The organism is Sphingomonas sp. Leaf4 (assembly GCF_920939515.1).
Taxonomy (GTDB): Bacteria; Pseudomonadota; Alphaproteobacteria; order Sphingomonadales; family Sphingomonadaceae; genus Sphingomonas.
Genome location: NZ_CAKLBB010000007.1, coordinates 19,753 through 45,504, shown reverse-complemented (window position 1 = coordinate 45,504; position 25,752 = coordinate 19,753). Strand labels below are relative to the sequence as shown.

At 69.0% G+C, this 25,752-nt stretch carries 19 protein-coding genes; 4 read left to right on the top strand and 15 right to left on the bottom strand.

All coding sequences use genetic code 11. The features are described from left to right. Positions 1–83: 83 nt before the first annotated feature. The 4 genes from LRA89_RS11695 to LRA89_RS11680 all read right to left on the bottom strand — a co-directional run bounded on the left by LRA89_RS11695 (position 84) and on the right by LRA89_RS11680 (position 5,383). Positions 84–878, bottom strand: coding sequence for a transglutaminase N-terminal domain-containing protein (locus LRA89_RS11695; protein WP_230770293.1), 795 nt, complete (start codon positions 876–878; stop codon positions 84–86). Continuing rightward, positions 878–1,810 carry an alpha-E domain-containing protein gene (locus LRA89_RS11690; protein ID WP_230770823.1) on the bottom strand — a complete coding sequence of 311 codons (933 nt, stop codon included), beginning with the start codon at positions 1,808–1,810 and terminating at the stop codon, positions 878–880. Before LRA89_RS11690 ends, LRA89_RS11695 begins: the two co-directional genes overlap by 1 nt. Before the next feature lie 5 nt (positions 1,811–1,815). After that, entirely contained in the window at positions 1,816–3,300 is a 1,485-nt protein-coding gene (locus LRA89_RS11685; RefSeq protein WP_230770292.1) for a circularly permuted type 2 ATP-grasp protein, read from the bottom strand. Positions 3,301–3,367: 67 nt separating this feature from the next. Continuing rightward, the gene (locus tag LRA89_RS11680) at positions 3,368–5,383 is read right to left on the bottom strand and encodes a protein-disulfide reductase DsbD family protein (protein ID WP_230770291.1); all 2,016 of its coding nucleotides are present in this window, start codon (positions 5,381–5,383) and stop codon (positions 3,368–3,370) included. 52 nt (positions 5,384–5,435) lie between these two features. Between LRA89_RS11680 and LRA89_RS11675 the strand changes: the two genes are divergently transcribed. Further along, on the top strand, positions 5,436–7,109 hold the full coding sequence (locus LRA89_RS11675) for an alkaline phosphatase family protein (RefSeq protein ID WP_230770290.1): 1,674 nt from the start codon (positions 5,436–5,438) through the stop codon (positions 7,107–7,109). Positions 7,110–7,295: 186 nt separating this feature from the next. Here LRA89_RS11675 and LRA89_RS11670 read toward each other — a convergent pair whose 3' ends face one another. The 7 genes from LRA89_RS11670 to LRA89_RS11640 form a co-directional block, all read right to left on the bottom strand. Further along, a complete protein-coding gene (locus LRA89_RS11670; RefSeq protein ID WP_230770289.1) occupies positions 7,296–8,279 on the bottom strand; it encodes a pectinesterase family protein in 984 nt (327 codons plus the stop codon). 11 nt (positions 8,280–8,290) lie between these two features. Next, positions 8,291–9,100 carry a rhamnogalacturonan acetylesterase gene (locus LRA89_RS11665; RefSeq protein WP_230770288.1) on the bottom strand — a complete coding sequence of 270 codons (810 nt, stop codon included), beginning with the start codon at positions 9,098–9,100 and terminating at the stop codon, positions 8,291–8,293. A gap of 11 nt (positions 9,101–9,111) precedes the next feature. Then, complete coding sequence (locus LRA89_RS11660) at positions 9,112–10,701, bottom strand: family 43 glycosylhydrolase (protein WP_230770287.1); 1,590 nt, start codon at positions 10,699–10,701, stop codon at positions 9,112–9,114. Positions 10,702–10,830: 129 nt separating this feature from the next. Beyond that, on the bottom strand, positions 10,831–14,346 hold the full coding sequence (locus tag LRA89_RS11655) for a TonB-dependent receptor (RefSeq protein ID WP_230770286.1): 3,516 nt from the start codon (positions 14,344–14,346) through the stop codon (positions 10,831–10,833). Positions 14,347–14,384: 38 nt separating this feature from the next. Then, positions 14,385–15,725, bottom strand: coding sequence for a pectate lyase (locus tag LRA89_RS11650; RefSeq protein ID WP_230770285.1), 1,341 nt, complete (start codon positions 15,723–15,725; stop codon positions 14,385–14,387). 110 nt (positions 15,726–15,835) lie between these two features. Then, positions 15,836–17,128: a pectate lyase family protein gene (locus LRA89_RS11645; RefSeq protein WP_230770284.1), complete on the bottom strand. Its 1,293-nt coding sequence runs from the start codon at positions 17,126–17,128 to the stop codon at positions 15,836–15,838. 145 nt (positions 17,129–17,273) lie between these two features. Beyond that, positions 17,274–17,915, bottom strand: a complete 642-nt coding sequence (locus tag LRA89_RS11640) for a TetR/AcrR family transcriptional regulator (RefSeq protein WP_230770283.1) — start codon at positions 17,913–17,915, stop codon at positions 17,274–17,276. Between the two features lie 89 nt (positions 17,916–18,004). Here LRA89_RS11640 and LRA89_RS11635 point away from each other — a divergent pair, with 89 nt between their 5' ends. The 3 genes from LRA89_RS11635 to LRA89_RS11625 are packed head-to-tail and all read left to right on the top strand — an operon-like array spanning position 18,005 to position 22,139. Further along, positions 18,005–19,474, top strand: coding sequence for an efflux transporter outer membrane subunit (locus tag LRA89_RS11635; protein WP_230770282.1), 1,470 nt, complete (start codon positions 18,005–18,007; stop codon positions 19,472–19,474). Then, on the top strand, positions 19,467–20,600 hold the full coding sequence (locus LRA89_RS11630; protein WP_230770281.1) for an HlyD family secretion protein: 1,134 nt from the start codon (positions 19,467–19,469) through the stop codon (positions 20,598–20,600). The genes LRA89_RS11635 and LRA89_RS11630 overlap by 8 nt, the downstream gene beginning before the upstream one ends. A gap of 12 nt (positions 20,601–20,612) precedes the next feature. Further along, the gene (locus tag LRA89_RS11625) at positions 20,613–22,139 is read left to right on the top strand and encodes a DHA2 family efflux MFS transporter permease subunit (RefSeq protein ID WP_230770280.1); all 1,527 of its coding nucleotides are present in this window, start codon (positions 20,613–20,615) and stop codon (positions 22,137–22,139) included. Between the two features lie 133 nt (positions 22,140–22,272). On the opposite strand, the gene LRA89_RS11620 is transcribed toward LRA89_RS11625, so the two are convergent. The 4 genes from LRA89_RS11620 to LRA89_RS11605 are packed head-to-tail and all read right to left on the bottom strand — an operon-like array spanning position 22,273 to position 25,752. Continuing rightward, entirely contained in the window at positions 22,273–23,418 is a 1,146-nt protein-coding gene (locus LRA89_RS11620) for a DUF1501 domain-containing protein (RefSeq protein ID WP_230770821.1), read from the bottom strand. Between the two features lie 2 nt (positions 23,419–23,420). After that, positions 23,421–24,896 (bottom strand): DUF1800 domain-containing protein, encoded by a 1,476-nt coding sequence (locus tag LRA89_RS11615; RefSeq protein ID WP_230770279.1) that lies wholly within the window; start codon positions 24,894–24,896, stop codon positions 23,421–23,423. After that, complete coding sequence (locus tag LRA89_RS11610; protein ID WP_230770278.1) at positions 24,893–25,366, bottom strand: periplasmic heavy metal sensor; 474 nt, start codon at positions 25,364–25,366, stop codon at positions 24,893–24,895. Before LRA89_RS11610 ends, LRA89_RS11615 begins: the two co-directional genes overlap by 4 nt. After that, positions 25,363–25,752, bottom strand: a complete 390-nt coding sequence (locus LRA89_RS11605) for a hypothetical protein (protein ID WP_230770277.1) — start codon at positions 25,750–25,752, stop codon at positions 25,363–25,365. Before LRA89_RS11605 ends, LRA89_RS11610 begins: the two co-directional genes overlap by 4 nt.

Genomic DNA, 25,752 nt, shown 5'->3' with positions numbered 1-25,752 from the left:
TGGCCTGCGAGGGTACGTATCGGTGCCCCCGAAACCTACCCACCCCCGGCCCCTCCCTTGTCAGGGAGGGGAGCAATCCTGCCTTACGCCGCCTCGCTGCCCTCGATCCGGACGTCGACGTCGAGTGCCTCGTCGCCGGTGCCCATGCGCACCCCCGCGATCGGTGCGGCGCCGGCGGCGTCGAGCGCCACCGCGACGCGGATATGGTCGAGCCCCGAGCGCCCGCCGACCGCCGGGTCGAACGCATACCAGCCGCCCGCGACATAGGCTTCGGCCCACGCATGCGGCGCGGGCGTGCGGCGTTCGTCGTCGCCCGACAGGCTGTAGCCCGAGACATAGCGCGCCGGCACGTCCGCCGCGCGCGCGGCCGCGACGAAGATTTGCGCCATGTCGCGCGGCGACAGCCGGTCGTCGGCGGCTGCTTCCGCCGCGCTGCGGATCGCGCGTGCCGGGCGGCGGTCGAGCGGCCAGCGCGTGTGGATCGCGCCGGCGAGGTCGGTCATCGCCGCCACGCTGTCACCGCCGCCCAGCGCGAGGATCGCAGCGTCGGCGCGGGTGAGCGGCGTCTCCCGGCGAAACAGGTCGGCGGGGAAGGGTTCGATCGTCCCTTCGATCGCGCCATCGTCCTCGGTCAGCAGCACCTCGCCCGACACCGTCAGCAACAGCCCCTCGACCGGCCCTTCGGCATAGAGCATCCGCGTCAGATTGCCGTAGCCGTCGACGCTCTCGCGCAGCCGGGCGTCGCAATCGACATCGATCCGCCAGTGGATGACCGTCTGGTGCGTGGTGTCGCCGGGGAACAGCCGCAGCAACTGGACGATGCGCGCCTGCGGTTCGGAGAAGCGGTAGCGCGTCTCGTGGTGGACCGACAGCCGCATCAGATGAAGCGGAACTGGCGGGCGATGGCGGCGTCGAGCATCGCATTCTCCCGGATGAAGGCGGTCAGATATTCGTGCAGCCCGCTCACGATCACTTCATGCGCGCGGGTCTTCTGCATCCGCGCGAGGCGGGCGCGCGCCATGCGGTCGGCCTCGCCCTGAAAGCCGGTGCGCTTGCCGAGCAGGTTGAGCATCTCGACCGTCTCGTCGACGCACGCGGCCAGGCTGCGCGGCACCTCGCCCCGGCACAGCAGCAGTTCGATGACATGCGCGGGTTTCAGCCCCTCGCTGTAGAGCCAGCGATAGGCGGTGACGGCGGACACCGTCTGGAGGATCGTGGTCCACTGGTCCCGGTCGATCGCGCCGCCGATGCGCTCGCCCTCGGGCAGCAGCAGGTGATATTTCACGTCGATCAGCCGCGCGGTATTGTCCGCCCGTTCGATCGCGGCGCCGAGCTGGATGAACCACGTCGCCTCGTTCTTCATCATCCGCTGCACCGCGCCCTCGAAGCCGCGCGCCTCGGCCTTGATCGCTTCGACGAGGTTGAGAATATCCTCCTCGCCCTCCTCCGTCGGGCCGTTGAAGACGATCCATGCCCGATTGATCGCGGTCCATGCGTCGCGGGTCAGCGCGGTACGCACCGCCTTGGCATTGTTGCGCGCGGCGTCGAGGCACCACAGGATCGATCCGGTGTGGCTGCGGTCGCAGGTCAGGAAGCGCGCGACCGCCCCCTGCCCGACCGCCTGCCCGCTGGCGGCGAAACTTTCCTCGGTATAGCTGACCGCCAGTGCGCTGGCCCAAGCGGCATCGCCGGCGGGACGCGACGACAGCGCGTCGAGCCGTACCGTCGCCTCGACCAGCCGGGCGAGGAAATCGGCGCGCTCGACATAGCGGCCCAGCCAGTAGAGCGACGCGGCGGTACGCGAGAGCATCGCCATCAGCGGCCTCCCTGACGTTGGGTCATGCCGCCCATCGATTGGACCTGTGCCGGTGGGCCGTCGTCAAGCAGGACAAAACTGTCCTTGGTGCCGCCGCCCTGGCTGGAGTTCACGACCAGCGATCCTTCCTTGAGCGCGACGCGGGTCAGGCCGCCGGGCACGACCTGCACGTCCTTCGCGCCGGTCAGCACGAACGGACGGAAATCGACGTGGCGTGGGCTGAGCCCCGCATCGGTCAGCGTCGGCACGGTCGACAGCGCCAGCGTGGGCTGGGCGATGTAGCGCTGCGGTTCGGCGATCAGCGCGCGGCGGAAATCCTCGATCTCCGCCTTGCTCGCGGTCGGGCCGACGAGCATGCCATAGCCGCCCGATCCGTCGACGAGCTTGACCACCAGCTCATCCAGATGGTCGAGGACATATTTGAACGCTTCGGGCTCGCGACAACGCCATGTCTCGACATTGGGGAGCAGCGGCTCGCTGTCCGAATAGAAGCGGACGATCTCGGGCATGTAGCTGTAGATCGCCTTGTCGTCGGCGATGCCGTTGCCCGGCGCGTTGACCAGCGCGACGTTGCCGGCGCGGTAGGCGGCAATCAGCCCGGGGACGCCCAGCAGCGAATCGGGGCGGAACACCACCGGATCGATATAATCGTCGTCGATCCGGCGATAGATCACGTCGACCCGCACCCGCCCCGACACCGTCTGCATATACACGCAGTCGTCGTCGATCAGCAGGTCGGCGGGTTCGACCAGTTCGACGCCCATCGAATCGGCGATGAAACTGTGTTCGTAATAGGCCGAATTGAAATGGCCCGGCGTCAGCACGACGCACACCGGATGCGCGCCCGCACGTTCGGGCGCGACCGAGCGCATCGTCTCCAGCAGCCTGTCGGGATAGCTGTCGACCGCCGCCACGCGGAAATTGCGGAACAGTTCGGGGCACAGCCGGATCATCGCCTCGCGATTTTCCAGCATGTACGACACGCCCGACGGGGTGCGGGCGTTATCCTCCAGTACGAAGAATTCGTCGGGGCCGGTGCGGACCAGATCGATGCCGCAGATATGCGCCCATACGCCATGCGGCGGGCGGATGCCGGCGATTTCGGGGCGGAACTGGTTGTTGCCGAAGATCAGGTCGGGGGGGAGCACGCCCGCTTTCAAAATGCGGCGTTCGCCATAGATGTCGTCGAGGAAGGCGTTGATCGCCTGCGTCCGCTGAACCAAGCCTTTGGACAGCCGCGCCCATTCGTCGGGCATGAACACGCGCGGCACGATGTCGAACGGGATGATCCGCTCCGCCGCCTCGCTGTCACCATAGACGGCGAAGGTGATGCCCAATTGGCGGAAGGTCGCTTCGGCCGCCTGCAACCGCCGACGCAACTCGCGCGGCGGGACGCCCTGCATCCACCGCGCCAGCCCGGCCAGTTCCTCGCGTGGCGAGTCCGGCCCGCCATGCCCCCAGATTTCGTCGAACGCCTGCCCCATCCATCCTCCAAAACGCCGACTGCGGCTTTGGTTGCATGCTGCATTGCGGCAGGAGCAACGGCAAGGCCTATTGCGTGACGAGGCCGGTCAATGTCGCCGGAGTCAAGACCTGCGGCAGCACGCTCGGCTGCGTCGCGCCTGCCGGATACCATAGATACAGCGGCACGCCGGCACGGTTGTGCGCTTCGATGAAGCGGCCGAGTGCGGGATCGCCGTCGGTCCAGTCACCGACCAGCACCGCGACCTTGGCCTTGCCGAAGGCATCGGCGACGGCGCGCGTCTCGATCGCGGCTTTTTCGTTCACCTTGCAGGTCAGGCACCAGTCGGCGGTAAAATAGGCGAATACCGGCCGGCCTTGCGCGCGCAACGCGGCGAGGCGCGCCTCGCTGAATGGCTCTGCCCCGGCGATCGTGGCCGAAGCACCGGGCGCGGCACGGCTGACGAGCAGCGCGAGGGGGAGCGCCAGCACCAGCGCGGCGGCGGTCGGCCACCATGCGCGCGTCAGACTACGAAGCTGACGCCGCCCGGTCCACCACAGTCCCAGCGCGAAGAGCAGCAGCGCGGCGAGGCCCAGCGTCATGCCATCGACCCCCGCCTGCCGGCCGAGCAGCCATGTGAGCGCCAGCGCGGTCGCGAACATCGGCACCGACAGTCCTTTGCGCAGCCGGTCCATCCACGCCCCGGGTTTGGGCAACCGCCGCCTGAACGCGGGTACGAACCCCAGCAGCAGGAACGGCAGCGCCAGCCCTAGCCCCAGCCCAGCGAACACCGCCATCGCCGCGACCGGCGGCAGGATCAGCGCCGATCCCAGCGCCGCGCCCATGAACGGCCCGGTACACGGGGTCGCGACGAAGGCCGCCAGCGCGCCGGTGGCGAACGCACCGCCGCGCCCGCTGCGCATGCCGACCTGCGGCGTCGGCAGTTCGAACAGCCCAGCGAGGTTCAGCGCGATCCCGCCGGTCAGCAGCAGCAGCAGCAGCACGATGCGCGGATCGGTCAACTGAAACGCCCATCCCGCCGCCGCACCGCCCGCGCGGATCGCCAGCAACAGGCCACCCAGCGCCATGCAGGTCGCGACCGCTCCGGCGGTATAGGCGACACCCTCCGCGCGCGCCTTGGCATCGCTTTCGCCGGCGCGGGCGAGGCTCAATGCCTTGAGGCTCAGGATCGGGAACACGCACGGCATGACGTTGAGCAGCAATCCGCCGAGCAGCGCCCCGCCGAACGCCAGCAACGCGGTCCGCCACCAGCCGCCTTCACGCGGAACGGCGACCACGCCCGGCGTGGCGCGGATTGCATAGCCCTGCCCCTCGCCGGTCGCGAGCACGCCTTCGACCACCGGCGGCGTCCCTGCCCCCTTTGTGGAGAGGATGATCGCATCGCCGTCGCGCACCACCGATTGCGGCGCGGCATAATCGATCGCGCCTTCGGTCTGTGCGAAGAAATACGCATCGTCCGGGGCAACGTCCGCCGGAAACGGGATGCGCAAGCGGAAAGCGTCACCACCCTGAAACACCGCCGGCGATCCGATCGGCCGGGGCAGCGCGCGGCGCCAGCCGTCGAACGCCTGCCGCCGCTCCACGCTGACCGCGCCGTCGCCGACGATCAGGTCGGTCGCCAGTTCGGCCTTTTCGGGCACGCAGATTTCGCGGGTGCAGACCAGATAGTCGATCGACAGTCGCACCGGCAGCGGCGTTCCCGCCGACAGCCCGGCGGGTACGCGCAACTCGGTCAGGATCGTCCACGGCCGTTCGTAGACATAGTTCATCAGCCCGGCGACCAGCAGCCGTTCGGGCACCGGATAGCGCAGCGCCCCGACGCTTGCTCCGGTGGGCAAGGTCCAGTCGAGCCGCGACTGGCTGCCGACCGCGCCGGGGTTCTGCCAATAGCCGTGCCAGCCGGCATCGGGTTCGGACACCAGCGCCAGCGCGACGCTTTGTCCCGCCACCGGCCGATCACTTTCCGCGACCAGCCGCATCGCGACGTGGCGCACCGGCGCGGTCTGTGCCGCCGCCGGCAGCGCCGGACCCAACAGCAAGAGCAACAGGATGATTCGCTGCCAGAGCGTTCTTGCCGGTGTCATGGACGCGGAGTAGCGGAAGTCACGGACGGATGCACCGTCCCCGGAGTTGTCGATGCGTCTCGTTCCCCTCGCCGCCGTGCTGCTGGCGACCGCCGCCCCCGCGCTTGCCCAGACGGCGGCCCCCGCCGCGCCGCTAGCCGATCCGGTGACGGTGCCGCCGGGCTATCCGGCGACGCCGCCCAAACTGATCGTCGCGATCTCGGTCGATCAGTTCTCCGCCGACCTGTTCGCCGAATATCGCGGGCGCTTCACCGGCGGCTTCACCCGGTTGATGCAGGGCGCGGTGTTCCCAGCAGGCTATCAGAGCCATGCCGCGACCGAGACGTGCCCGGGCCATTCGACGATCCTCACCGGATCGCGGCCGGCGCGCAACGGGATCATCGCCAACGACTGGATCGACCAGAAGAGCGGCCGCGCCGACGGCAAGGTCTATTGCGCCGAGGACGAGCGTATTCCGGGATCGACCTTCGATAATTACACCGTGTCCGACGTGCATCTGAAAGTGCCGACGCTGGGCGAGCGGATGAAGGCGGCCGACCCGCGCACCCGCGTCGTCTCGGTCGCGGGCAAGGACCGGGCGGCGGTGATGATGGGCGGCCACAAGGTCGACGAACTCTGGTGGTTCGGCAAGACCGGCTTCGTCAGCTATGCCGGGCGCGCGATGCCGCCGGTGGTCGCGCGCGCCAACGCCGCCGTCGCCAAGCGGATCGCGACGCCACAGCCCGCGCTCGACCTGCCCGACTATTGCCGCCCGCTCGCCCGCGCGGTGCGGGTCGGCGACAAGACCGTCGGCACCGGCCGCTTCGCGCGCGCGGCGGGCGACGTCGCCAATTTCCGGCGCTCTCCCGAATATGACGCGGCGGTGCTGGCGCTCGCTGCCGGGCTGATCCAGGACATGAAGCTGGGTCAGGGGCCGCAGACCGACATCATCTCGATCGGCGCGTCGGCGACCGACTATGTCGGCCACGGCTATGGCACCGAGGGCAGCGAGATGTGCCTGCAACTGACCTCGCTCGACCAGTCGTTGGGCGCTTTCTTCCAGATCCTCGATGCGACCGGCGTCGATTATCAGGTGGTGCTGACCGCCGACCATGGCGGCAGCGACGCGAGCGAGCGGCTGGCGGCGCATGCCGTGCCCGATGCGGTGCGGCTGGACGGCGAGCTGACGGTCGACGGCATCGGCAAGGCGATCGGTGCGAAGCTCGGCATCGCCGGCCCGGTGCTGCTCGGCGGGGTCAATGGCGATGTGTGGTACGACGTGAAGCTGGGCGCGGCGCAGAAGGCGGCGGTCGAGCGCGAGGCGATCGCGCGGTTCGCGGCACATCCCCAGACGCAGGCGGTGTTCACCCGCGCGCAAATCCTCGCCACGCCGATGCCGCAGCATACCCCGCCCGAAACCTGGCCGCTGCTCGAGCGGGCGCGCGCGTCGTACAATCCCGAGCGGTCGGGCGACCTGCTGGTCGCGATGAAGCCGCGCGTGCTGACCGTGCCGCATCCGGTGGCGGGCACGTCGGTGGCGACGCACGGCAGCTTCTGGGACTATGACCGCCGCGTGCCGATCCTGTTCTGGCGCAAGGGTGCCGGCGGGTTCGAGGAGCCGTTCGGCGTCGAGACGGTCGACATCCTCCCCACGCTGGCCGCGACGATCGGGCTGCGGGTGCCGGCGGGCGAGATCGACGGCCGCTGCCTCGACCTCGATCCGGGCGAACCGTCGATCTGTCGCTGAGGCCGGATCGACTTTCGACGAAGTGCCGACCCGACCTGCTCCCCTCCCTGACAAGGGAGAGGTTAGGGATGGGTCGGCCGGTTGTGGCGCGCCTATTTTTCCTCGCGGGCCAACCCACCCCCGGCCCCTCCCTTGTCAGGGAGGGGAGGTGCTACGGGCCGGCGTCAGGCCAAATATCGATCGGTCTTAATCGCGCAGCCAGCCGGTGTCGGTGCCGAAGAACGCCGGCAGCCGCCACCGCGCGGCCTGCGTGGCGGTCAACTGGTGGGTGCGTGCTTCGCGCGTGGCGGGGGATGCGCCCTGCCCGCGCGAGCGATATTCGGCGAAATACGCGGTATCGAGCGTGGTCGTCCTGCCCGGCGTCCATTCGGTCCAGCCCGCCGGGATCACCGGCGCGTCGAGCCGCGCGTCGAGCAGGATCACCCGCGCATGGGGCCGCCATGCGCGGCCGAGCGAAATGTTGCGTGCGCCCGCTTCGGCGGTGAAGCGCGACCGGTCGAACACATAGGCGCTGCCCTCGTCATCGGGCGCGTTGCGGCTCTGCGCGGTGTACCACACGGTTTCGTGCGCGAGGCCGTGGAGCTGGCAGCGATCGAAATAGGCGTTGGCGTCGCCGAAGATGAAATCGACATGCCCCTCGATATAGCAGTCGCGGAAATACTGCCGCGTCGGCCGGCGGTTGGGGCCGCGATTGGCGTAGAGCGTGTCCTGATGGCCGAGCAGCCGGACGCGGCGCACCACCGCCCGATCGCCGGTAAGCGCCAGCGCCACCGCCTGCGACGGCGGATGCGCAGGATTCAGCCAATAGTCGTTCTGGATCGTCAGGTTGGTCGCGTGGAACCCGTCGCCGCTGACGGTCATCGACGCCGACTTGAGCGTGCCGCCGACCGTCGCCGAGGCATCGCCATAGACCAGCACGACGTCGGCGGGGGTGTGGCCGGTGCCGCGCAGCCGCACGTCGTTGCCCCGGATCACCAGCTTCTCGCGATAGCGGCCCGGCGCGATTAGGATTGTGCCGCCGGTCGTCGCCAGTGCATCGATCGCGCGCTGCACGCTGCGATACGCCCCCGCCCGGTCGGGCGAGACATGGACGACCCGCGGGGCGGCGGGCTGTGCGGGCGCGGCGACGGCGATCGTCGCCAGCATGACGGCAAGCGGGGCAAGGCGCATCGTCCGCTCCCTCAGCGCAGCGGCAGCAGCGCGGGCTGCGTCGGGTAGAGCATCGGCCGCATCTCGGGCACCGTCCGTGCCAGCGCGCCGGCCATCAGCGCCGCGACATGGTCGGCACCGGCGCGACCCAGATGGGTGCGGTCGAACGACAGCTTGCGCTGGGCGAAGGGGGTATCGTTCGTCTCGGTGGTGGCGGCCACGGGCGGCGCGGCGGTGGGTGGCAGTTGCGCGAAGCGTTCGGCCCATCGTTCGCCGTTCGCGTTCAACTCGGCCAGCGTCAGCGCGTTCAGATCGATCAGCGGCACGTCCATTTCCCGCGCGACGCGGCGGACGGCGTCGGCCCAGGGGGCGAGGTCGTTGTCGATCCTGCCGTCCTTGTAGATGCGGCGGCTGAGCGGCGTCACCAGCACCGGCACCGCGCCCGCCGCGCGCGTTTCGGTGACATAGGCGCGCAGGTTGGCGGGAAATTCGGTGGCGAGGTCGGTCGAGCGGCCGGGCTTGCCCGGCTGGTCGTTATGGCCGAACTGGATCACCACCCATGTCCTGACGAAGCCCGGCGTCCGCATCTCGGACAGCGCCAGCGCCCATGATCCTTCGGCGCGATAGCTGCCCGACGACCGCCCGCCGCGCGCGAGGTTCACGCAGGCGAGGAACGAGGCGACATGCTCGGCACAGAAGCTGCCGCCCCAGCCGCCGCTGACCGCCGTGGTCGAATCGCCGACGAGGATCACCTTCGACGCGCGGATCGGCACGACCGGCGGCGCGGCGGCGGGTGCGACCTGACCGGCGGTCAGCGCGGCGGCGAGCAGCAGGGCGAGCATCGTCCGCTCCTTCAAAGCGCGGTGAAGCGGAAGTCGCGGAAGCGCGCGGTGCCGCTGCCCGCCGAATACAGGCCGGGGCGCAGCATCAGGAACCCGCCACGGACATTGTGGTGATAGCCCGACACCTCCATGCCGCGATCGAACCGGCTCCATGTCCGCCCGCCGTCGCCGCTGGTATGGAAGGAGACGATGTGGCGGCCGTTGGTTACGCGCATCCGCATCCTTGCCCCATGCGGATTGGCGGGACGACCGCGTTCGATGCCATACTGATGCGTCACGAAGCGCTTCTCGTCGAAGCCCAGCCCGCAATAGAGCTTCTCGTCGTAGAACAGGATCAGTCCGGCGGTGCCGCCGGCTGCGATCTCGATGTCGCATTCGAAGCGGTAGCCGGTGTCGCCCGCGATCAGCAGCAGCGGCGCACCGTCCGATGGCGCCTTGCCCTTTGCGTCGAGTAGCAGCGCGCCACCCTCCACCCGCGCCCGCGCACGATCCTCGGGCGTCGGCTTGAAGAAATTCCATTTGGTGCCGAGCACCAGTTTCGCAAAATCGTCGGACAGCGGCTGGCCGTGACGGACCGCGCTGCCGCCCCGGGGCTTGGCGATCGGTTGCGACAGGTCGCCGCCCGTCATGCGGAACCAGCCATCGGGCGTCCATTCGACCGGATCGAGCAGCGCCTGCCGCCCGAGCGTCCAATAGCCGTTCTCGTAACCGTGATAGACCGACCACCAGCTCCCATCCGGCCCCTCGACCAGCGTCGCATGGCCACGCGACCACCATTTCTCGTCGAGCGAGGTGGTGCGGACGATCGGGTTGCCGGGGTGATGTTCCCACGGCCCGTGGATCGACTTCGATCGCGCGGCGATCACCATATGGCCGGTCGGCGGCCCCGCCGTGCCGCCGACCGCCGTGACGAGATAGAAATACTCGCCGTGCCGCATCACCTTCGGCCCCTCCGGGCTGAACCCCTCGACGTCCCAGGTGTCGGGATAGCGCCATGGGTCATAGACATGCTCGACCTTGCCGACCGTCGAGAGTCCGTCGTCGGACAGGCGGATGCGGTCGCCGCCTGACAGGAACAGCCAGCGCGACCCGTCCTCGCCGACCGCATGGCCGGGATCGATATGATCGGTCAGTTTGAGGTCGACGGGTTCGGACCATGGCCCGTCGATCCGGTCGGCCCAGATCACCCAGTTGGTGGTCGGATTCTTGGTCGGGATATAGAGGTAATAGCGTCCCTTGTGCTTCGTCAGCTCGGGCGCCCAGACCGATCCGATGTTCGTGGTCAGCGCGGCGGTGCGCGGGGTCCAGTTGATGAGGTCGCGCGAGTGCCAGATGACCAGTCCCGGATAGGAATCGAAGGTCGAGAAGGTCATGTAATAATCGCGACCGTCCTTCAGGATGGTCGGATCGGGATGGTCGCCCGCCATCAGCGGGTTGAGGAACCGTCCGTCGCCCAGATCGGCGATCCGCTGATGGTCATAACCCCGTTTATAATCCGGCGCGCGGCCCTGCGCCGATGCCGTGCCGCCGATCGCGGTCGGCAGGCTGGCGACCGCCCCGGCCGCGCCGAGGGTGCGGAACGCATCGCGGCGTGAGATCATGAGACTACTCCTGACTGGAACGGACGTTCGGTGAAATTCGCGACGGTGCATCCGTCGCCTGTGGACCCCGGGAAAGCCCCTCCGCCGGCGGGGCGCCGGCGGAGGGAAGGCGGTCCCTGGGGAGAGACATCAGAACCGCAGCCGGGCGCCGACGCGGTAGATCGGACCCGATGCGCTGTACTGCGTCACCGCGTCCTGACCCTGATAGGCGTAGCGCTGGCTCGGCTGGTTGGTCAGGTTCAGCCCTTCGGCGCTGACCGACAGCCAGTCGGTGAATTTGTAGCTCATCGACGCATCGACGTTGGTCGTGTCGCGGCTGAAGATGAAATCGTTGACCAGCGGTGAATCGCACGGCGTCCCCGCCACCGACGGGTTGGCAGGGCTGTTCTGCAACCCCGGCGCGCACGATCCGCCGGCGATCGGATAGGTCTGCGAATAGCCCTTGCGATAGGCGACCGAGACGCGCGCGCGGAACTTCGCCGTTTCATAGGCCAGCGTGCCGTTGACCGACTGCGGCGAGACGCCGAGGAACGGGGCGGTGCCGGTGCTCGCCGGGATGGCGGCGAGGGTGCCCGACGCCGCCCGGCCCGGATCGAGGATATAGTTCAGCTCGGACTTGATGTACGTGTAGTTGAGCTGGAGGCCGAGGTTCTTGAAATACCACGGCAGGAAGTCGAGTTCCTGCTGATAGCTGATCTCGACCCCGCGCAGATAGCCGCCCGGCGCATCGGCGAACTGGCGGGCGACGAACGGGTTGTTGGCGTTCAGATAGGCGAGCTGGATCGGATCGGTGATCTGCGCGCGGATCGCCTCGATCGTGGCGGCGTCGGTGAATTGCGACAAGGGACCGGCGAACGAGATCGTCTGCGGGAAGCTGGAGATCTGCTTGCTGAAGCCCGCGACGCTGACGAGGCCGCCCGGCGCGAAATACCATTCGATGCTGGCATCGAGGTTGGTCGAGCGGAACGGATTGAGGCGCGGGTTGCCGATCGTCAGCGTGGCGCCGACCGCATCGCCGGTGTTGGGGATGCTGAGGCCCGTGATCGACGGCGACAGATTGCCCAGCAGCGGCCGCGCCATCACCCGCGACGCGCCCAGCCGCACGAGGAGGTCCTCGACCGGTTCGTACACCACGTTCAGCGACGGCAGGAAATCGGTATAGCGGTTGGTGCCGACGATGCCGCGCCCGGCCGGGGTCGTCCCGTTCGACGTCACGTCGGTGATCGCGACGCGCGTGCCGGCGTTGCCGCGGAACGGCCGCCCGAACAGCTCGCTGGTCCAGTCGGCCTGGACGTAGAAGCCGGTATCCTTTTCGAGCACGTCGAAATTCTCGCGCCCGCCGTTGCGCCGGTCGGTCAGGCGCCAGTCGCCCCATTTGTTGACGCAGTTGCAGGTGAAGTCGAACAACTGGTCGAACGCGCCGATATTGGGCGTGTAGAAACTGGTGACGGTGCCTTCGGGCACGTCCAGCCCCTGCCCGAAGTCGATGACCTGTCCCACCGATGCCGCGCTGGCCCCCGCCTCGCGCAGCGTCGGGTTGAGCAGGTCGTTGTTGCGTTCGAACTGGCGCGTCGCAAAAGCATATTCGCGGTAGTTGCCGCCGAAGCCGACGTTGAAGCTTTCGTTCACCCGCCAGTCGAAATCGATCTTGCCCTGCTTATAGGTGTTCTTGGTGAAGCGCAGATAGCGGCGGATGCCCGAGAAGCTTTTGACCGTATCCCAGTTGTTCGGATCGGCGGCATCGAAACCGAAATTCACGAGCGGCATGTCGCCGCCGTCGCGCGCGTCGAACACATAGCGTTGCGGCGAGTCCATCCGGTTGAATTCGACCAGCAGCCCTTCGGAATTATTGGTCGATTCGGACGCGCCGCCGATGAACACCGCGCGGAAATTGTCGCTGAATTCATGTTCGAGCTGGAGCGAGCCCTGGCGGAACTTGGTGGTGTAGATCGACTGGTCGACCGCCGAGCGGAAGTCGACGTTGGTCGCGACCATATAGTCGACGTTGCCGTTGGTGACGTTGACCTCTTCGAGCCGCACCGCCGGCCGCCCGATCAGCGACCCGCGATAGGCCAGCCGATTGCTCGACGCGATATAGCCGACCGAATTGGGATTGTTGTAATAGTCATACGGGTCGAGGTTGAACGGATTGGTGCTGAAGATGTTCGACGTCGTCGGATTGTTGGCCGCGACCGTCCCCGGCACCACCGCCGAGGGGGCGAGCACCGATGCGACGCGCTGCCCCTGCGCATTGAGCGCGGTCGCGAACGCCGGAGTGGTGCCATAGAGTTGCTGACCGCAATCCTGTGCGGGAACCAGGCTCGATCCCGCATTGGGCGTGCAGATGCCGGGATAGAGCGCGCGTGCCGCCTGCGGCGTCAGGGTGTTGCCGGCGGTGTTGTAGGCGGCGTTGGTGTTGTTGCGGTTCAGCCCGACCGGCGAGACCTGATAGATCGAACTGCGGTTCTTGAAGCGCGAATACAGGCCGTCGATGCTCAGCCGCGTCTTGTCGCCGATCTGCCACTGGTACGATGCTGTGAGGCCGAGGCGCTGATATTCGACGTCCTGCTGCTCGATCGAGGGTAGCGCGGGGAAGCGCACCGTCGAATTGTCGAACCGACCGGGCGTGTTGAACGGCGCGCCGGGATAGAGCGCGGCATAGGCCGCCGGGTTCGATCCGGTCAGCGCGGCGATGGCATCCGGGTTGGTGATCGCGGTGCCGAAGCTGGTGCCGGCGGGCGCGGCGAAGCCGGCGCGCTGCGGATTCTCGTTCCCCGCCCAGGTCGATCCGCGATAGACATAGTCCGACTGGCCGGCGCCCCGGCGGTACTGGTCGATCGCGTTCTTGGATTCGCTCCACGCCGCCGACACCAGCAGGCCCATGGTGCCATCGGCAAAGGTCTTGGAGGCAAGGCCGGCGAGGCGCGGCGTCCATTTGCCGATATTGTCCTGATAGCTGCCCTCCGCCGAGAGCGCGAACGCACCCTTCTTGTAATCGAACGGCCGGCCGGTCTGGAGATCGATCGTCGCGCCCAAGGACCCTTCGTCGGTTTCGGCCGAGGGGGTCTTCTGCACCTTGAGCGAGCTGAACAGTTCGGAGGCGAAGGTGTTGTAGTCGAACGAGCGGCTACGGTTGGGGCTGGTGCCCGAATCGTTCGAGCCGGCCGTCGCCAGCGCTTCCAGCCCGTTCAGCCGGGTGCGGTTGAAGTCGCCGCCAAGCCCGCGCACGGTGATCGAGCGGCCCTCGCCATTGTCGCGGTCGATCGACACGCCGGGCAGGCGCTGGAGCGATTCCGCCAGATTATTGTCGGGGAAGTCGGCAATATCCTCGGCATTGATCGAATCGATCTGGACCGCCGCGTCGCGCTTCTCGACGATCGAGGTGCGCAGCGATGCGCGGTAGCCGGTGACAATGATCTCGCCGGCGTCGCCGCCGTCGTCAATCGTCGGCGTTTCCGGTGCCTGTGCGCCCGGCGCGTTGCTCGCCTCGGGCGATCCGGGCGGCGGTGCCGGCTGGTCCTGCGCCGAGGGCAGTGGTGCCTGGGTCACCGGGGCGATGGCGGTGCCGTCCTGTGCGGCGGCGGTACCGGCGATGGCCAGCGCCAGTCCCGACGCGCCGAGGCGGAGCATCCTGCGTGCGATCATGATTCCAATCCTCCCCTTTTTATCTTTGGAAACCGGTGTCATCTGCGAACCATAAAATCGAGATAATCTTCGAGATTGGTGCGGCCGTCGCCGTTACGATCGGCGTTGCCGTCGGGTCGTTTCGGGTCGAGGCCATTGGCGCGTTCCCACCCGTCGGCCATGCCGTCGCCGTCGCTGTCCCTCGCCGCCGGTCCACCGCGCAGGGTCGGCCAGCCGCCGGCATCGGCTTCGGTATCGATCTGCCGGCCGGTGCCACGGCGCACCCCGTCGATGATCGCCGCGTCGACGGAATCGCGCGCGCGGCTGGCCCCGGCATCGGCCAGCACCCGCTCGACCGCCGCCAGCGCCGCGACGGTCGCGACCGGCGGCATGTCGACCGGCGCGGACAAGCGGTAGGCCCCGCCGGTTTCGCCCGACACCAGCGACCAGGGATCGGCCGGCACGTCGCCCGCCATCGCATTGTCGGCGAACCATGCCTGCGCATGGCGGTTGCTTTCGGCAAAGGCGATCCGCCCCTTGCTGTCGGGGCCGGGCAAATAGGCGTTGGCGACGAAATTATAGCGCGCGACGCTTTGCGTATCGGCGTTGTAGCCCGAACGGCCCCCGCCCCAGTTGTAGAAGACGTTGTTGCGGAAATCGAAGTCCGCGCCGCGCGGGTCGGCTTCGGCGGGGGCGTAATTGCCAGGGCGCGGCATCCGCGCGGCATGGTTAGCCCATAGATTATGGTGGAAGCTCATCCGCGATCCGCGACCGCCGCGCACCAGGCTGCCATAGCCGTGCTCGCCCTTCACATGGCCGGCACGGCGCAGCGAGTTGGCGATCACGCTCCACTGGACGGTCAGGTCGCCGATGCTGTTGGCGGCATCGCGGTAGTTGGCGGAGGCGGACAGGGTTTCGTCGACCGACCAGCTTGCCGAGACATGGTCGAGGAGGATGCGCGTGCCGCCGCTGATCCAGATCGCGTCACCCTGCGACTTCGATTCGGCCCCCAGTCGCGAGCGGATGTAGCGGACGATCACGTCGTCGGCCGCGATCTGCAACGTCTGGTCGCGCAGGGTGATGCCGTCGCCCGGCGCGGTCTGTCCGGCGATGGTGATCCGGCCGTGCCGCACGACCAGCGGCGTGCGGAGCGCGATGGTGCCGGCGATGTCGAACACGATGGTTCGCGGCCCTTCGGCCTCGACGGCGGCTCGCAGGCTGCCCGGTCCCGCATCGGCCAGCGTGGTGACGCGCAGCACCTTGCCGCCACGCCCACCGGTGGAGAAGCGCCCGGCGCCTTCCGCGCCGGGAAATGCCGGCACCGGCGCCCCGGCCGGAGCGGGCGCAGGCGCGGGCGCCGGACCTGCGGCGAGCATGAGGATGGCGGACGCGAGCGTCATTGTCTCTCCCAATCGGTTCCACGCCCCATCGCATGGGGTCTATTGCCGGAAACCGGTGTCATTGCACCGGTAACCGGGGGAGTTGTCAAGGGCGACAATCGCTTACAATGTCATCTGGTCCGAATTTTTCCCGCCACCGGGCCATTCGCCAGCACGGCATAGCCGCCGACCTCGCGCTCGTCGTCGATCACGCGGCCCGTGCCCTCGCGCACCTCGGCGACGATCCGGCGGTCGACCGCGTCGCGGTCCCACGGCCGCGCGCCGGCCTGTGCCGTGACCAGCGCCTCGACCTGCCCGGCGGGGATCGCGCGCAGTCCGGCCGGCCAGACGACCGGGCGCGGCCGGTCGATCACCTGCGGCTGGCGGACGGTCGGCAGGATTGCGATGCGGCGCATCGGCCGGCCATCGGCATGGACCGCGCGATTGTTGGCCATGTGCAGCCCGAGGTCGCCGTCGCCCTCGACAATCAGGAACGGCAGGTCGCGCCGGGTCGAGACACCGCCGCGCACGACATTGCCGACGATGCTCAACTCGCCGGTGACGAACGCGCGATCGCCCCATTCGACGCCGTTCAGCGCATAGTGAAGGCAGCGGTTGCCGGGATCGTAGATCAGGTTGTTGACGCAGGCCACGCGCGCCCCGCCCTTCACCAACGGATGACGTTCGTGATTATGCGCGTAGAGGTTCTGCGCGACGAGGATGCCGGTGGTATTGTCGTGGATCAGCGAGCCCTTGCTGTGCTCGCCCTTCGCGTGCGACGCATGCGACAGCCCCTCGGCGACGATATTGCGGGTGAGCGAGATGTTGCGCGAGGTATGCGCGCGCCATGCGTCCGGTGTCGTGCCGCCGTCGAAACGCGGTCCCGAGGCCGACAGATTTTCGTCGGTCGCCCATGCGAACGAACAATGATCGATGACGACGTCGTGCGCGGCGGTGCAGGACAGGCCGTCGACTTCCCAGCCGCTTTGGGGGGCGGCACCGTCGGCACCGGCGCGAACGCGGATGTGGCGGACGATCACGTCATGCGTCGCGACCGAGATGCCGCCGCGGATGAGTGTGATGCCCGGCGACGGCGCGGTTTCCCCGGCGATGGTGACGAACGGCTCGCGGATGCGCAGCGTGGCTCGCTTCAGATCGATGAGCCCGCCGACCGCGAAGACGATCCGCCGCGCGCCGGGCACCGCCAGCGCGGCGGCCAGACTGCCCGACCCGTCGGCGGCCAGCGTCGTGACGGTGAGCGTCCGCCGGCCCGCCCCGCCGCGCGTGGCGGTCCAGCCGGGCAGCGGCGTTTCGGCCGGGCTGCCAGCGGGGAGTACGGTGCTGAGGGCGAGAAGCGGGACGCCACCGATCAGATGGCGGCGGCGGATCGGCAGCGCGGCGACCGACAGCGGCAGCGATGACATGGCGGGTTCCCCTCTGGCGACGTTGTTACTCGGATCGCCGTCCGGTTGCGTCACGCGGGGTTCAATATGTCCGTATCGTTCAGCTTGTCCACCGGTAGCAAAGGGTGCCACCTCTGACCCGTTATTGTAACGATTTGTTTCTACGCTAGGTTCGACCGATCGCGAAGAGACGGAGGAAGTAATCGACGAACCGTCTCGCTTCGGCATCCATGCCATCGACGCCGGCAGGCTCGACGCCCCACAGGCGGCGGTTCTGCTGCGCGGCGGTCATGCCGATCAGCATCCGCGCCATGTCGATCGCGCCTTCGTCGCGCAGTCGCCCCGCCTCGATCTGGCGGGCGATATAGTCGGCCAGCGCGCGTTCGATATGGTGGGCGGCCTGTCGGTAGAAGATGCGCCCGACTTCGGGAAAGCGCCCGCTTTCCGCCACGACCAGCCGCCATGCCGCGACGGCATCGGGGTGCGCGGTCTTGTTCATGAAGCTGCGACAGAAGTTGACGAGCGTCGCCTCCAGATCGCCGGGCGTCATCAACTCGCCCATCACTTGGCTACGGAACGCGGCGGTCACGTCCTCAATCACCGCGGCGAACAATTCCTCCTTCGAGGGGAAATAGCTCCACAACGTCGCCTTCGATCCGCCGAGCGTCGTGAGCAGCGCCGACATCGAGGTCGCGGCATAGCCATCGTCGAGGAACGAACGGCGCGCGGCGGCGACGATCGTGGCGCGGCGATCCTGTTTGCGGGCCTCGCGCTTGGTCGGAGGGATCTCGGAACTATCGGTCGTCATAAAACTGTACTATAGAGTACGGATATTCGTTGACAACCGATCGCCGCCGGATCATGCCGCGAAGCGTACCCATTAGTACGGTTTTTCCGATGATGCGCCCGATTCCACGCGATGCCGCCCGCCCGATCGCGCTGGCGGCGGTCCTGTTCCTGTCCGCCTGCGCCAGCGTACCGCGACTGGGGCCGGCCCCGGCCGTCGCCCCGCCCGGCGCCTATGCCGCCGCGCGCACGCTTGCCGCGACCGGCGATGCCGCATGGCCCGATGCGGCGTGGTGGCGCGCCTATCGCGACCCGCAGCTCGACACGCTGATCGGCGAAGCGCTGGCCGGATCGCCCGACCTTGCCGCCGCCCGCGCCCGGATCGCGCAGGCCGATGGCTATGCGCAACAGGCCGGGGCGACGCGGTTGCCGAGCCTCGACGTGGCCGGCAACGCGGGGCTGACCAAGCAGAGCTATAACAACGGCATCCCGGCAGACTTCGTGCCCAAGGGCTGGAACGATACCGGCCGGATCGAGGGGCAGTTGGGCTTCGACCCAGACCTGTGGGGTCGCAACCGCGCGGGCTATGCGGCGGCGCGATCGGACGCCGACGCGGCGCGGCTCGATCTGGCGCAGGCGCGCCTGACGCTGTCGACCAATGTCGCCGATGCCTATGCCGACCTGGCGGCGCTGTACGCCGGCCGCGCGGTGCAGGCGAGCGCGCTGGGCGTCCGGCAACAGACCGAACGGCTGACCACCGACCGCGTCACCGCCGGACTCGATACCCGCGCCGAACTGAAACAGGCGCAGTCAGCGGTCCCCGCCGCGCGCGCCGATCTGGCGGCAACCGACGAGCAGATCGCGCTGACCCGTAACCGCATCGCCGCGCTGCTGGGGCAAGGGCCGGACCGGGGCCTTGCCATCGTCGCGCCGCGCGCGACCATCGCGCCGCGCGGCCTGCCCGCCGACGTCACCACCGACCTGATCGGACGCCGTCCCGACGTGGTCGCGGCGCGCACCCGCGTCGAGGCGGAGGCGAGCCGGATCAAGGTTGCGCGCGCCGACTTCTACCCCTCGGTCCGGTTGTCGGCGGTGTTCGGGGTCGTGTCGCTCGGCCTCGACAATCTGCTGAAGGGCGGATCGACCGCCGGCACGCTCGGCCCCGCGATCAGCCTGCCGATCTTTCGCGGCGGCGAGTTGGCAGGCCGCTACCGCGTCGCGCGTGGCGGCTATGACGCGGCGGTCGCGGATTACGACCGCACCGTCGCGCAAGCCTATCGCGCAGTCGCCGATGCGATCGTCAGCCAGCAGGCGCTGACTACCCGGCTGACCGAATCGCGCCATTCATTAGCCGAATCCGAAGCCGCCTATCAGGTCGCGCGGCTGCGCTACGAAGGCGGGCTGTCGCGCTTCCTCGACGTGCTGACCGCGCAGGAGCGGGTGTTGCAGGCGCGCTCGATCGTCGCTGGGCTGGAGGCGCGCGCCTTCACGCTCGACATCGCATTGGTGCGGGCGCTGGGTGGCGGGTTCACCGCGCCCGCGACCGCCGGACCGACCGACAAGGACCTACCCCATGGCTGATCTGGAACCCGCCTCCTCCGCCACCGATGCCCCGGCCAAGAGCAAACGCAAGAAACTGCTGACCGGGATCGCCGCCATCGTTCTGGTAGGCGGCGTCAGCTATGGCGCGTGGCACGTGCTGGTCGGCAGCCACTATGTCGAAACCGACAATGCCTATGTCGGCGCGGACACCGCGCAGGTGACGCCGATGGTCGCCGGACAGGCGATCGCGGTCGGCGCGGCGGATACGCAGGCGGTGAAGCGCGGCGACGTGCTCGTCCGGCTCGACGACAGCGACGCGCGCATCGCGCTCGCCACCGCCGAGGCCGAACTGGCCAAGGCGCGGCGCGCGTTCGGCCAGACCGCCGCGACCAGCACCGCGCTGTCCGAACAGGTCCGCGCACGCGCCGCCGATGTGGCGAGCACGCGGGCGCAACTGGCAGCGACCGAGGCCTCGTTCGCCAAGGCGCAGGTCGATTTCGACCGTCGCCGCCGGCTGGTGCCGGCGGGCGCGGTGTCGGGCGACGAGCTGACCGTCGCTACCAACGCACTGGCCGCCGCCCGCGCGGCGCGCGAACAGGCGCGTGCCGCCGTCGCGCAGGCGACGTCGCAGCGTGGCGCTGCGGCGGGCACGCTTGCCGCCAATCAGGCGCTGATCGAGGGCGCCAGCGCCGCAACCGCGCCCGACGTGCTGGCCGCCGAGGCGAAGGTGCGACAGGCGCGACTCGATCTCGACCGCACCATCATCCGCGCGCCGATCGACGGGGTGGTCGCCAACCGCACGATCCAGGTGGGGCAGCGCGTCGCCGCCGGCACCACGGTGATGCGGATCGTGCCGGTGGGGCAAGTCTATGTCGATGCCAACTTCAAGGAAGGCCAGTTGACGAAGGTCCAGCCGGGCCAGCCGGTGACGCTCACGTCCGACCTGTATGGCGACGACGTCGAATATCACGGGCGGGTCATCGGCTTTTCGGGCGGGACCGGATCGGCGTTCGCGCTGATCCCGGCGCAGAACGCGACCGGCAACTGGATCAAGGTCGTCCAGCGCCTGCCGGTGCGCGTCGCGCTCGACCCACGCGAGCTGGCGGCGCATCCGTTACGGGTGGGCCTGTCGATGACCGCGACCGTCGACATCTCCGGGCGGTAGGGAGTTCGGCACATGGCCGGCAAAGACGATTTCAAGCCATTCACCGGGCCGACATTGTGGTTCGCCGGGATCGTGCTGGCGCTGACCAATTTCATGGTGGTGCTCGACACGACGATCGCCAACGTGTCGGTCGGGCATATCGCCGGGTCGCTCGGCATCTCGACCAGTCAGGGGACGTGGATCATCACCTCCTATGCGGTGGCGGAGGCGATCTGCGTGCCGCTGACCGGCTGGCTCGCCGGGCGGTTCGGAACGCTGCGCACCTTCGTCGTGGGCATGATCGGCTTCGGCATCTTTTCGGTGCTGTGCGGGCTGTCGACCAGCCTGACGATGATCGTCGCCGCGCGGATCGGCCAGGGGCTGTGCGGCGGGCCGCTGATGCCGCTGACGCAGACGATGCTGCTGCGCATCTTCCCCAAGGAACAACATGGTCAGGCGATGGGCATGTGGGCGATGACCACCGTCACCGCGCCCATCCTCGGGCCCATCCTCGGCGGGACGATCAGCGATAGCTGGTCGTGGCACTGGATCTTCTTCATCAACATTCCGGTCGCGATCTTCTGCGTGTTCGGCGCGCTGCGGCTGCTGAAACCCGCCGAGACCGAGCGCCAGCCGCTCAAGGTCGACAAGATCGGCCTTGCCCTGCTGGTGCTGTGGATCGGCGCGCTCCAGATCATGCTCGACATCGGACGCGAGCACGACTGGTTCGAGGACCCGACGATCGTGATCCTTGGGCTGGTCGCCGCCGTGGGCGCGGCGGTGTTCGTCGTATGGGAGCTGAACGAGCGGCAGCCGATCGTCGACCTGCGCGTGTTCCGCCACCGGGGGTTCACCGTCGCGGTCGCCGCGCTGTCGTTCGCGTTCGGCACCTTCTTCGCCTCGGTCGTGCTGATCCCGCAATGGTTGCAGGCGAGCCTTGGCTACACCTCGACCTATGCCGGCTATGCCACCGCGTTTAACGGGATGGGCGCGGTCATCATGTCGCCGATCGTCGCGCAGTTGATGAAGAAGCACGATCCGCGCGCGCTGGTGTGTTTCGGCATCCTGTGGATCGCCGGGGCGACGCTGATCCGCGTCGGGTGGACCACCGGGGCCGATTTCTGGACGCTGGCGTTTCCGCAGATCGTGCAGGGGTTCGGCATGCCGTTCTTCTTCATTCCGCTGACCACGATCGCGCTGGGCGCGGTCGAGCCGCACGAGACGGCATCGGCGGCGGGGGTGATGAGCTTCCTGCGCACCATGGCGGGGGCGATCGGCACGTCGGTGTCGACGACGCTCTATGCCGACAGCATGATCGTGGCGCGCAGCGAAATGGTGTCGCGGCTCAACGCCGATCCGACCACGACCGCGCTGATGGCGCAGGGCTTCTCGCTCGATCAGGTCCGGGCCACGGTCGAGATGACGGTCGCGCGAGAGAGCAGCACGCTGGCGATCAACCACCTGTTCCTGTTGTCGGCGATGGTGTTCGGCGCGGCCGCGCTCATCATCTGGCTGGCCCCCCGGCCCAAACGGATTGCGAAGCCGGGTGAAGCGCATTAGCGGATGGTCCATCCGCCCTGAAACAAACGTCATCCCGGCGAAGGCCGGGATCTCCCGGGGCTGATGCGGGTCAGGAGCCGCTGGAGGCCCCAGCCTCCGCTGGGGCGACGCTTCTGGTCAGATGGGTCAACCGCTAAAGAACAAGCGACGGCCGGCCGGTTCCGGTCCCCGCGAACAGGGCGTTCGCCACCCGTTGCGGATCAAGGTCATAGGCATGGGCCACGGCGGCCGAGATCAGCGCGTCGAGCTGCATCGTCGGGCGCAGGTCACGCCCTTGGTGAAGCTGCGCGGGGGCCAGCCCCGGCCAGTCGGCGACGACCCGGCCGCCCTTGATCCGCCCGCCGAACAGCATCGCCGCCGCGCCGGTGCCGTGATCGGTGCCGCCGGTGCCGTTGACCGCCACCGTTCGCCCGAATTCGGTCGCGACCAGCACCGTCGTGTCGCGCCACGCCGCGCCGAGCCCGGTCTGCAATGCGCCGACCAGCGCGTCGAGCCCTTTCAGGTTGGCGGCGAGCCGACCGCGCTGCTGGCTATGGGTGTCCCAGCCGCCGGTTTCGATCATCGCGATCCGTGCGCCTTCGGCCGGGGCGAGCAGCTTCGCGGCGAGCGCGCCGGTCGCCGCCGCATCGCGGCCGCCGTTGCCGGTCAGGTCGCCGGCGAGCGTGCGGGTCGACAGCGCCTCGCTCCACAGCGAATGGAGCTGGGCATCGCCCTGATAGAGCATCGCGACCCGTTGGAGCAGGTCGTCGGACGCATCGGGTAGCGTCGAGGGGGCGTAGCTCGACACCTCATGCCGCCCGCGCAGCGCCAGCGGCACGGTGGCGGACACCGCGATCGCCTTCGCATTGCCCGAGGGGATCAGCCCGAGCATCCGGTTGAGCCAGCCGTCCTTCACCTGATAGGCCCCCGCCCCGCCGGTTTCGAGGACGTTCTGCCCGTCGAAATGCGACCGGTCGCGATAGGGCGAGGCGACGGCATGGGCGAACAGCGCCTGCCCCTGTCGATACAGCGCCGCCGCCCCGGTCATCGCCGGGTGCAGCGCGAAGGTCGTATCGAGGCGTGGCGCGGTCGCGAAGTCGGCGGCGAGTTGCCCGCGCTGCGCCGCGAAGGCCGGATCGCCGACCGGCGCGACGATGCCGAGGCCGTCGGCCGCCCCGCGCTGGATGACGAACACGAAGCGGCGATCGGTTTCGGCACGGGCGAACGCCATGCGTGGCGCGACCCCCATCGCCAGCGCGGTAAGCCCTGAGCGGACCAGCAGGGTACGACGGTCGATCATGGTCATCTCCGCATCATTTCCGGGCTGACGAGCAACAGCGCCAGCCCCTGCGCCGGGCTTTCGGCGCGGGCGATCGCCTGCGTCGTGGCTGCCGACAAGCCGTCGGGGAAGAGTTTCGCGCCGAGCGTCCGGGCGTCGGTCGCGGGGGTCCGTCCGGCCATGCGCTCGGCCGCCTCGACCCGGCGCATGATCGCGTCGGGGCCGGCCCAGCTTGCCGCGACATCGTCATAGCCGATCGGCTGACCCGGTTTCCACGCCGGCTGGCCGAGCTGGTTGAGCAGGCCGACGATCGCACCGGGCTGTACCTCGCGCGTGCCCACCGCGCGGAAGGTCGCGAGCGACCATTCCCATGGCGTGCGGAACTTGACCGGCGCCGGCACCCATGCCTCGGGCGAGGCGATGATCGCGCGGTATATCGTCGGCAAATCGCCGTTCGACGACAGATACGCCTGTTCCAGCCGCGCGATCATCGCCGGCGGTGGCACGTCGCCGGCGAAATGGCGGGCGAGCTTGGTCGCGAGGTGCCGCGCGGTGGCTGGACTGGCGGCGAGATCGGCCAGCACCTCGGTCGCCTGCGCCTCGCCCGCCGCCGGATAGCGCGTACCCGTGATCGTGCGGTCGCCGGGTTCGTGCAGCGCGGGGGCGAACACGAAGCTGCCCGGCGCGGCATCGCCCGCGGCGCGCTGGGCGGGTCCCCGGGCAAGGCCGGCGACGGTCCAGCCGGTGAGCGCGCGGGCCAGTTCGGTCACGTCACCCTGGGTATAGCCGGTGCGGACGCCGAGCGTGTGCAACTCGAGTATCTCGCGCGCCAGATTCTCGTTCAGCCCCGCCCGGCGTCCGCCGCGCTGGCCGACCGTGCTGTTCGGGCCGACCGACACCGCCTGATCGAGATAGACGAGCATCGCCGGATGTCGCTCGACCGCCAGCAGCATGTCGGCGAAACGGCCAAGGACGTGCGGCCGGATCGCCTCGAATTCGAGGGTGGGGGCAAGGCCGACCATCTCCAGCTTGTCGGCGGAAACGGCGAAGTGATTGGCCCAGAAATGCACCAGCCGCTCGACGAACGGCGTGGTCGTGGTGAGCGCGATGCCGGTCCGCGCGGCGACGGCGGCGGCATAGCCCTGCCGCATGTCACGCCCCGCCGCCTGTCGCGCATCGCGATACGGGTCGGCGGCGGGCATCGCCGCTGCGGAATTCATCGCCGGGCTTATCGGCGGCGGCACCAGTGCCATGGCGGCGGGTGGTCGTTGCCGGCGCGGACCATATTGTTCGCGCAGGTCGCGACGCTGATCGTACAGCTCGGCCAATCGCGCCGCGACCGCCCGGCTGGTGGGGACGGTGGCGATCGACGGCGGGGCGGCGGCGTAGCGATCGAACTGGTCGAGCAGCCAGCGTCTGGGATCGGTCGGCAGCGGGTCGTCGGGTCGCGCGCCCAGACCGAAGCGGGTCAGCGCCGTGGTGATGTCGGCAGCGGTCATGATCCGGCTCCTTGCATGGCTCGTGCTTCGCCGCGCCCGTCGCGCAGCATGGTGGTCCGCAGTCCGGCGGCGAGCGCCGCGCGATCGTCGGGAGAAAGCGTCGCGGCGAAGCGGACGATCGCCGCTTCGCGCGCCTGCCGCAGCGCAAGGTCGGCGATACGGGCGCGACCGAGCGCACCGCCCAGTGCCTCGCGATCGAACGGCCGTGCGACCAGCGCCGTCGCCGCTTGGGTCCGCGCCTGTTGTGCCCGGTCGAGCAGCGGCCGGTTGGCGATCCGCGTATCGCGCAGCATCGCGCGGAACCGGGGTTGCTGACCGGCGCTCAGCGCGTTGCCCGCTTCGCGCAACCGGGCGATGGGCGCGGGTGCCGGCGACCGTGCAAGCATCCACCCGCCGCCCAGCAGCGCGCCCAGCAGGACGGCATTGAGCGCAAGCGACGCCATCAGCCAGCGCCACGTCGATCCGTTCATCGTCCCGCCTCCCAACCGCCGAATACGGTATCGGCGTAGCCGCCATCGTCGGTGAAGACCGGTGGAGGGGGCAGCAGGGTGACGGCCAGCGCCCCCGCCGCCGCGCCCGCCAGCGTCAGTCCGGCCAGCCCCGACCACCACAGCGCGATCGGCCCGCGACCGCGCGGCTTCGGGGCATGGCGCAGGATCGATTCGGCCAATGCATGCGGTGCCGCCCCCAGACGCCAGTCGGCGAGCGCCGCGTCCAGCCGGTCGGCCTGTGCCAGTAGTATTTGCCCTTCCCCCGACGAGGCCAGCCGGATAGCCGCCGCCTGCTCCTGCAGCGGCCAGCAGGCGATGGTGCCGCCATAGGCGTCGCACAGCTCCGAAAATCGTCGGAGGTCCAT

Excerpts from the sequence above, each read along its gene's own strand:
- LRA89_RS11605 (WP_230770277.1), bottom strand. The coding sequence starts at position 25,752 with ATGGACCTCCGACGATTTTCGGAGCTGTGCGACGCCTATGGCGGCACC.
- LRA89_RS11660 (WP_230770287.1), bottom strand. The coding sequence starts at position 10,701 with ATGATCTCACGCCGCGATGCGTTCCGCACCCTCGGCGCGGCCGGGGCG.
- LRA89_RS11685 (WP_230770292.1), bottom strand. The coding sequence starts at position 3,300 with ATGGGGCAGGCGTTCGACGAAATCTGGGGGCATGGCGGGCCGGACTCG.
- LRA89_RS11675 (WP_230770290.1), top strand. The coding sequence starts at position 5,436 with ATGCGTCTCGTTCCCCTCGCCGCCGTGCTGCTGGCGACCGCCGCCCCC.
- LRA89_RS11615 (WP_230770279.1), bottom strand. The coding sequence starts at position 24,896 with ATGACCGCTGCCGACATCACCACGGCGCTGACCCGCTTCGGTCTGGGC.
- LRA89_RS11655 (WP_230770286.1), bottom strand. The coding sequence starts at position 14,346 with ATGATCGCACGCAGGATGCTCCGCCTCGGCGCGTCGGGACTGGCGCTG.
- LRA89_RS11610 (WP_230770278.1), bottom strand. The coding sequence starts at position 25,366 with ATGAACGGATCGACGTGGCGCTGGCTGATGGCGTCGCTTGCGCTCAAT.
- LRA89_RS11635 (WP_230770282.1), top strand. The coding sequence starts at position 18,005 with ATGATGCGCCCGATTCCACGCGATGCCGCCCGCCCGATCGCGCTGGCG.
- LRA89_RS11670 (WP_230770289.1), bottom strand. The coding sequence starts at position 8,279 with ATGCGCCTTGCCCCGCTTGCCGTCATGCTGGCGACGATCGCCGTCGCC.
- LRA89_RS11645 (WP_230770284.1), bottom strand. The coding sequence starts at position 17,128 with ATGTCATCGCTGCCGCTGTCGGTCGCCGCGCTGCCGATCCGCCGCCGC.
- LRA89_RS11650 (WP_230770285.1), bottom strand. The coding sequence starts at position 15,725 with ATGACGCTCGCGTCCGCCATCCTCATGCTCGCCGCAGGTCCGGCGCCC.
- LRA89_RS11620 (WP_230770821.1), bottom strand. The coding sequence starts at position 23,418 with ATGATCGACCGTCGTACCCTGCTGGTCCGCTCAGGGCTTACCGCGCTG.
- LRA89_RS11625 (WP_230770280.1), top strand. The coding sequence starts at position 20,613 with ATGGCCGGCAAAGACGATTTCAAGCCATTCACCGGGCCGACATTGTGG.
- LRA89_RS11630 (WP_230770281.1), top strand. The coding sequence starts at position 19,467 with ATGGCTGATCTGGAACCCGCCTCCTCCGCCACCGATGCCCCGGCCAAG.
- LRA89_RS11690 (WP_230770823.1), bottom strand. The coding sequence starts at position 1,810 with ATGCTCTCGCGTACCGCCGCGTCGCTCTACTGGCTGGGCCGCTATGTC.
- LRA89_RS11695 (WP_230770293.1), bottom strand. The coding sequence starts at position 878 with ATGCGGCTGTCGGTCCACCACGAGACGCGCTACCGCTTCTCCGAACCG.
- LRA89_RS11680 (WP_230770291.1), bottom strand. The coding sequence starts at position 5,383 with ATGACACCGGCAAGAACGCTCTGGCAGCGAATCATCCTGTTGCTCTTG.
- LRA89_RS11640 (WP_230770283.1), bottom strand. The coding sequence starts at position 17,915 with ATGACGACCGATAGTTCCGAGATCCCTCCGACCAAGCGCGAGGCCCGC.
- LRA89_RS11665 (WP_230770288.1), bottom strand. The coding sequence starts at position 9,100 with ATGCTCGCCCTGCTGCTCGCCGCCGCGCTGACCGCCGGTCAGGTCGCA.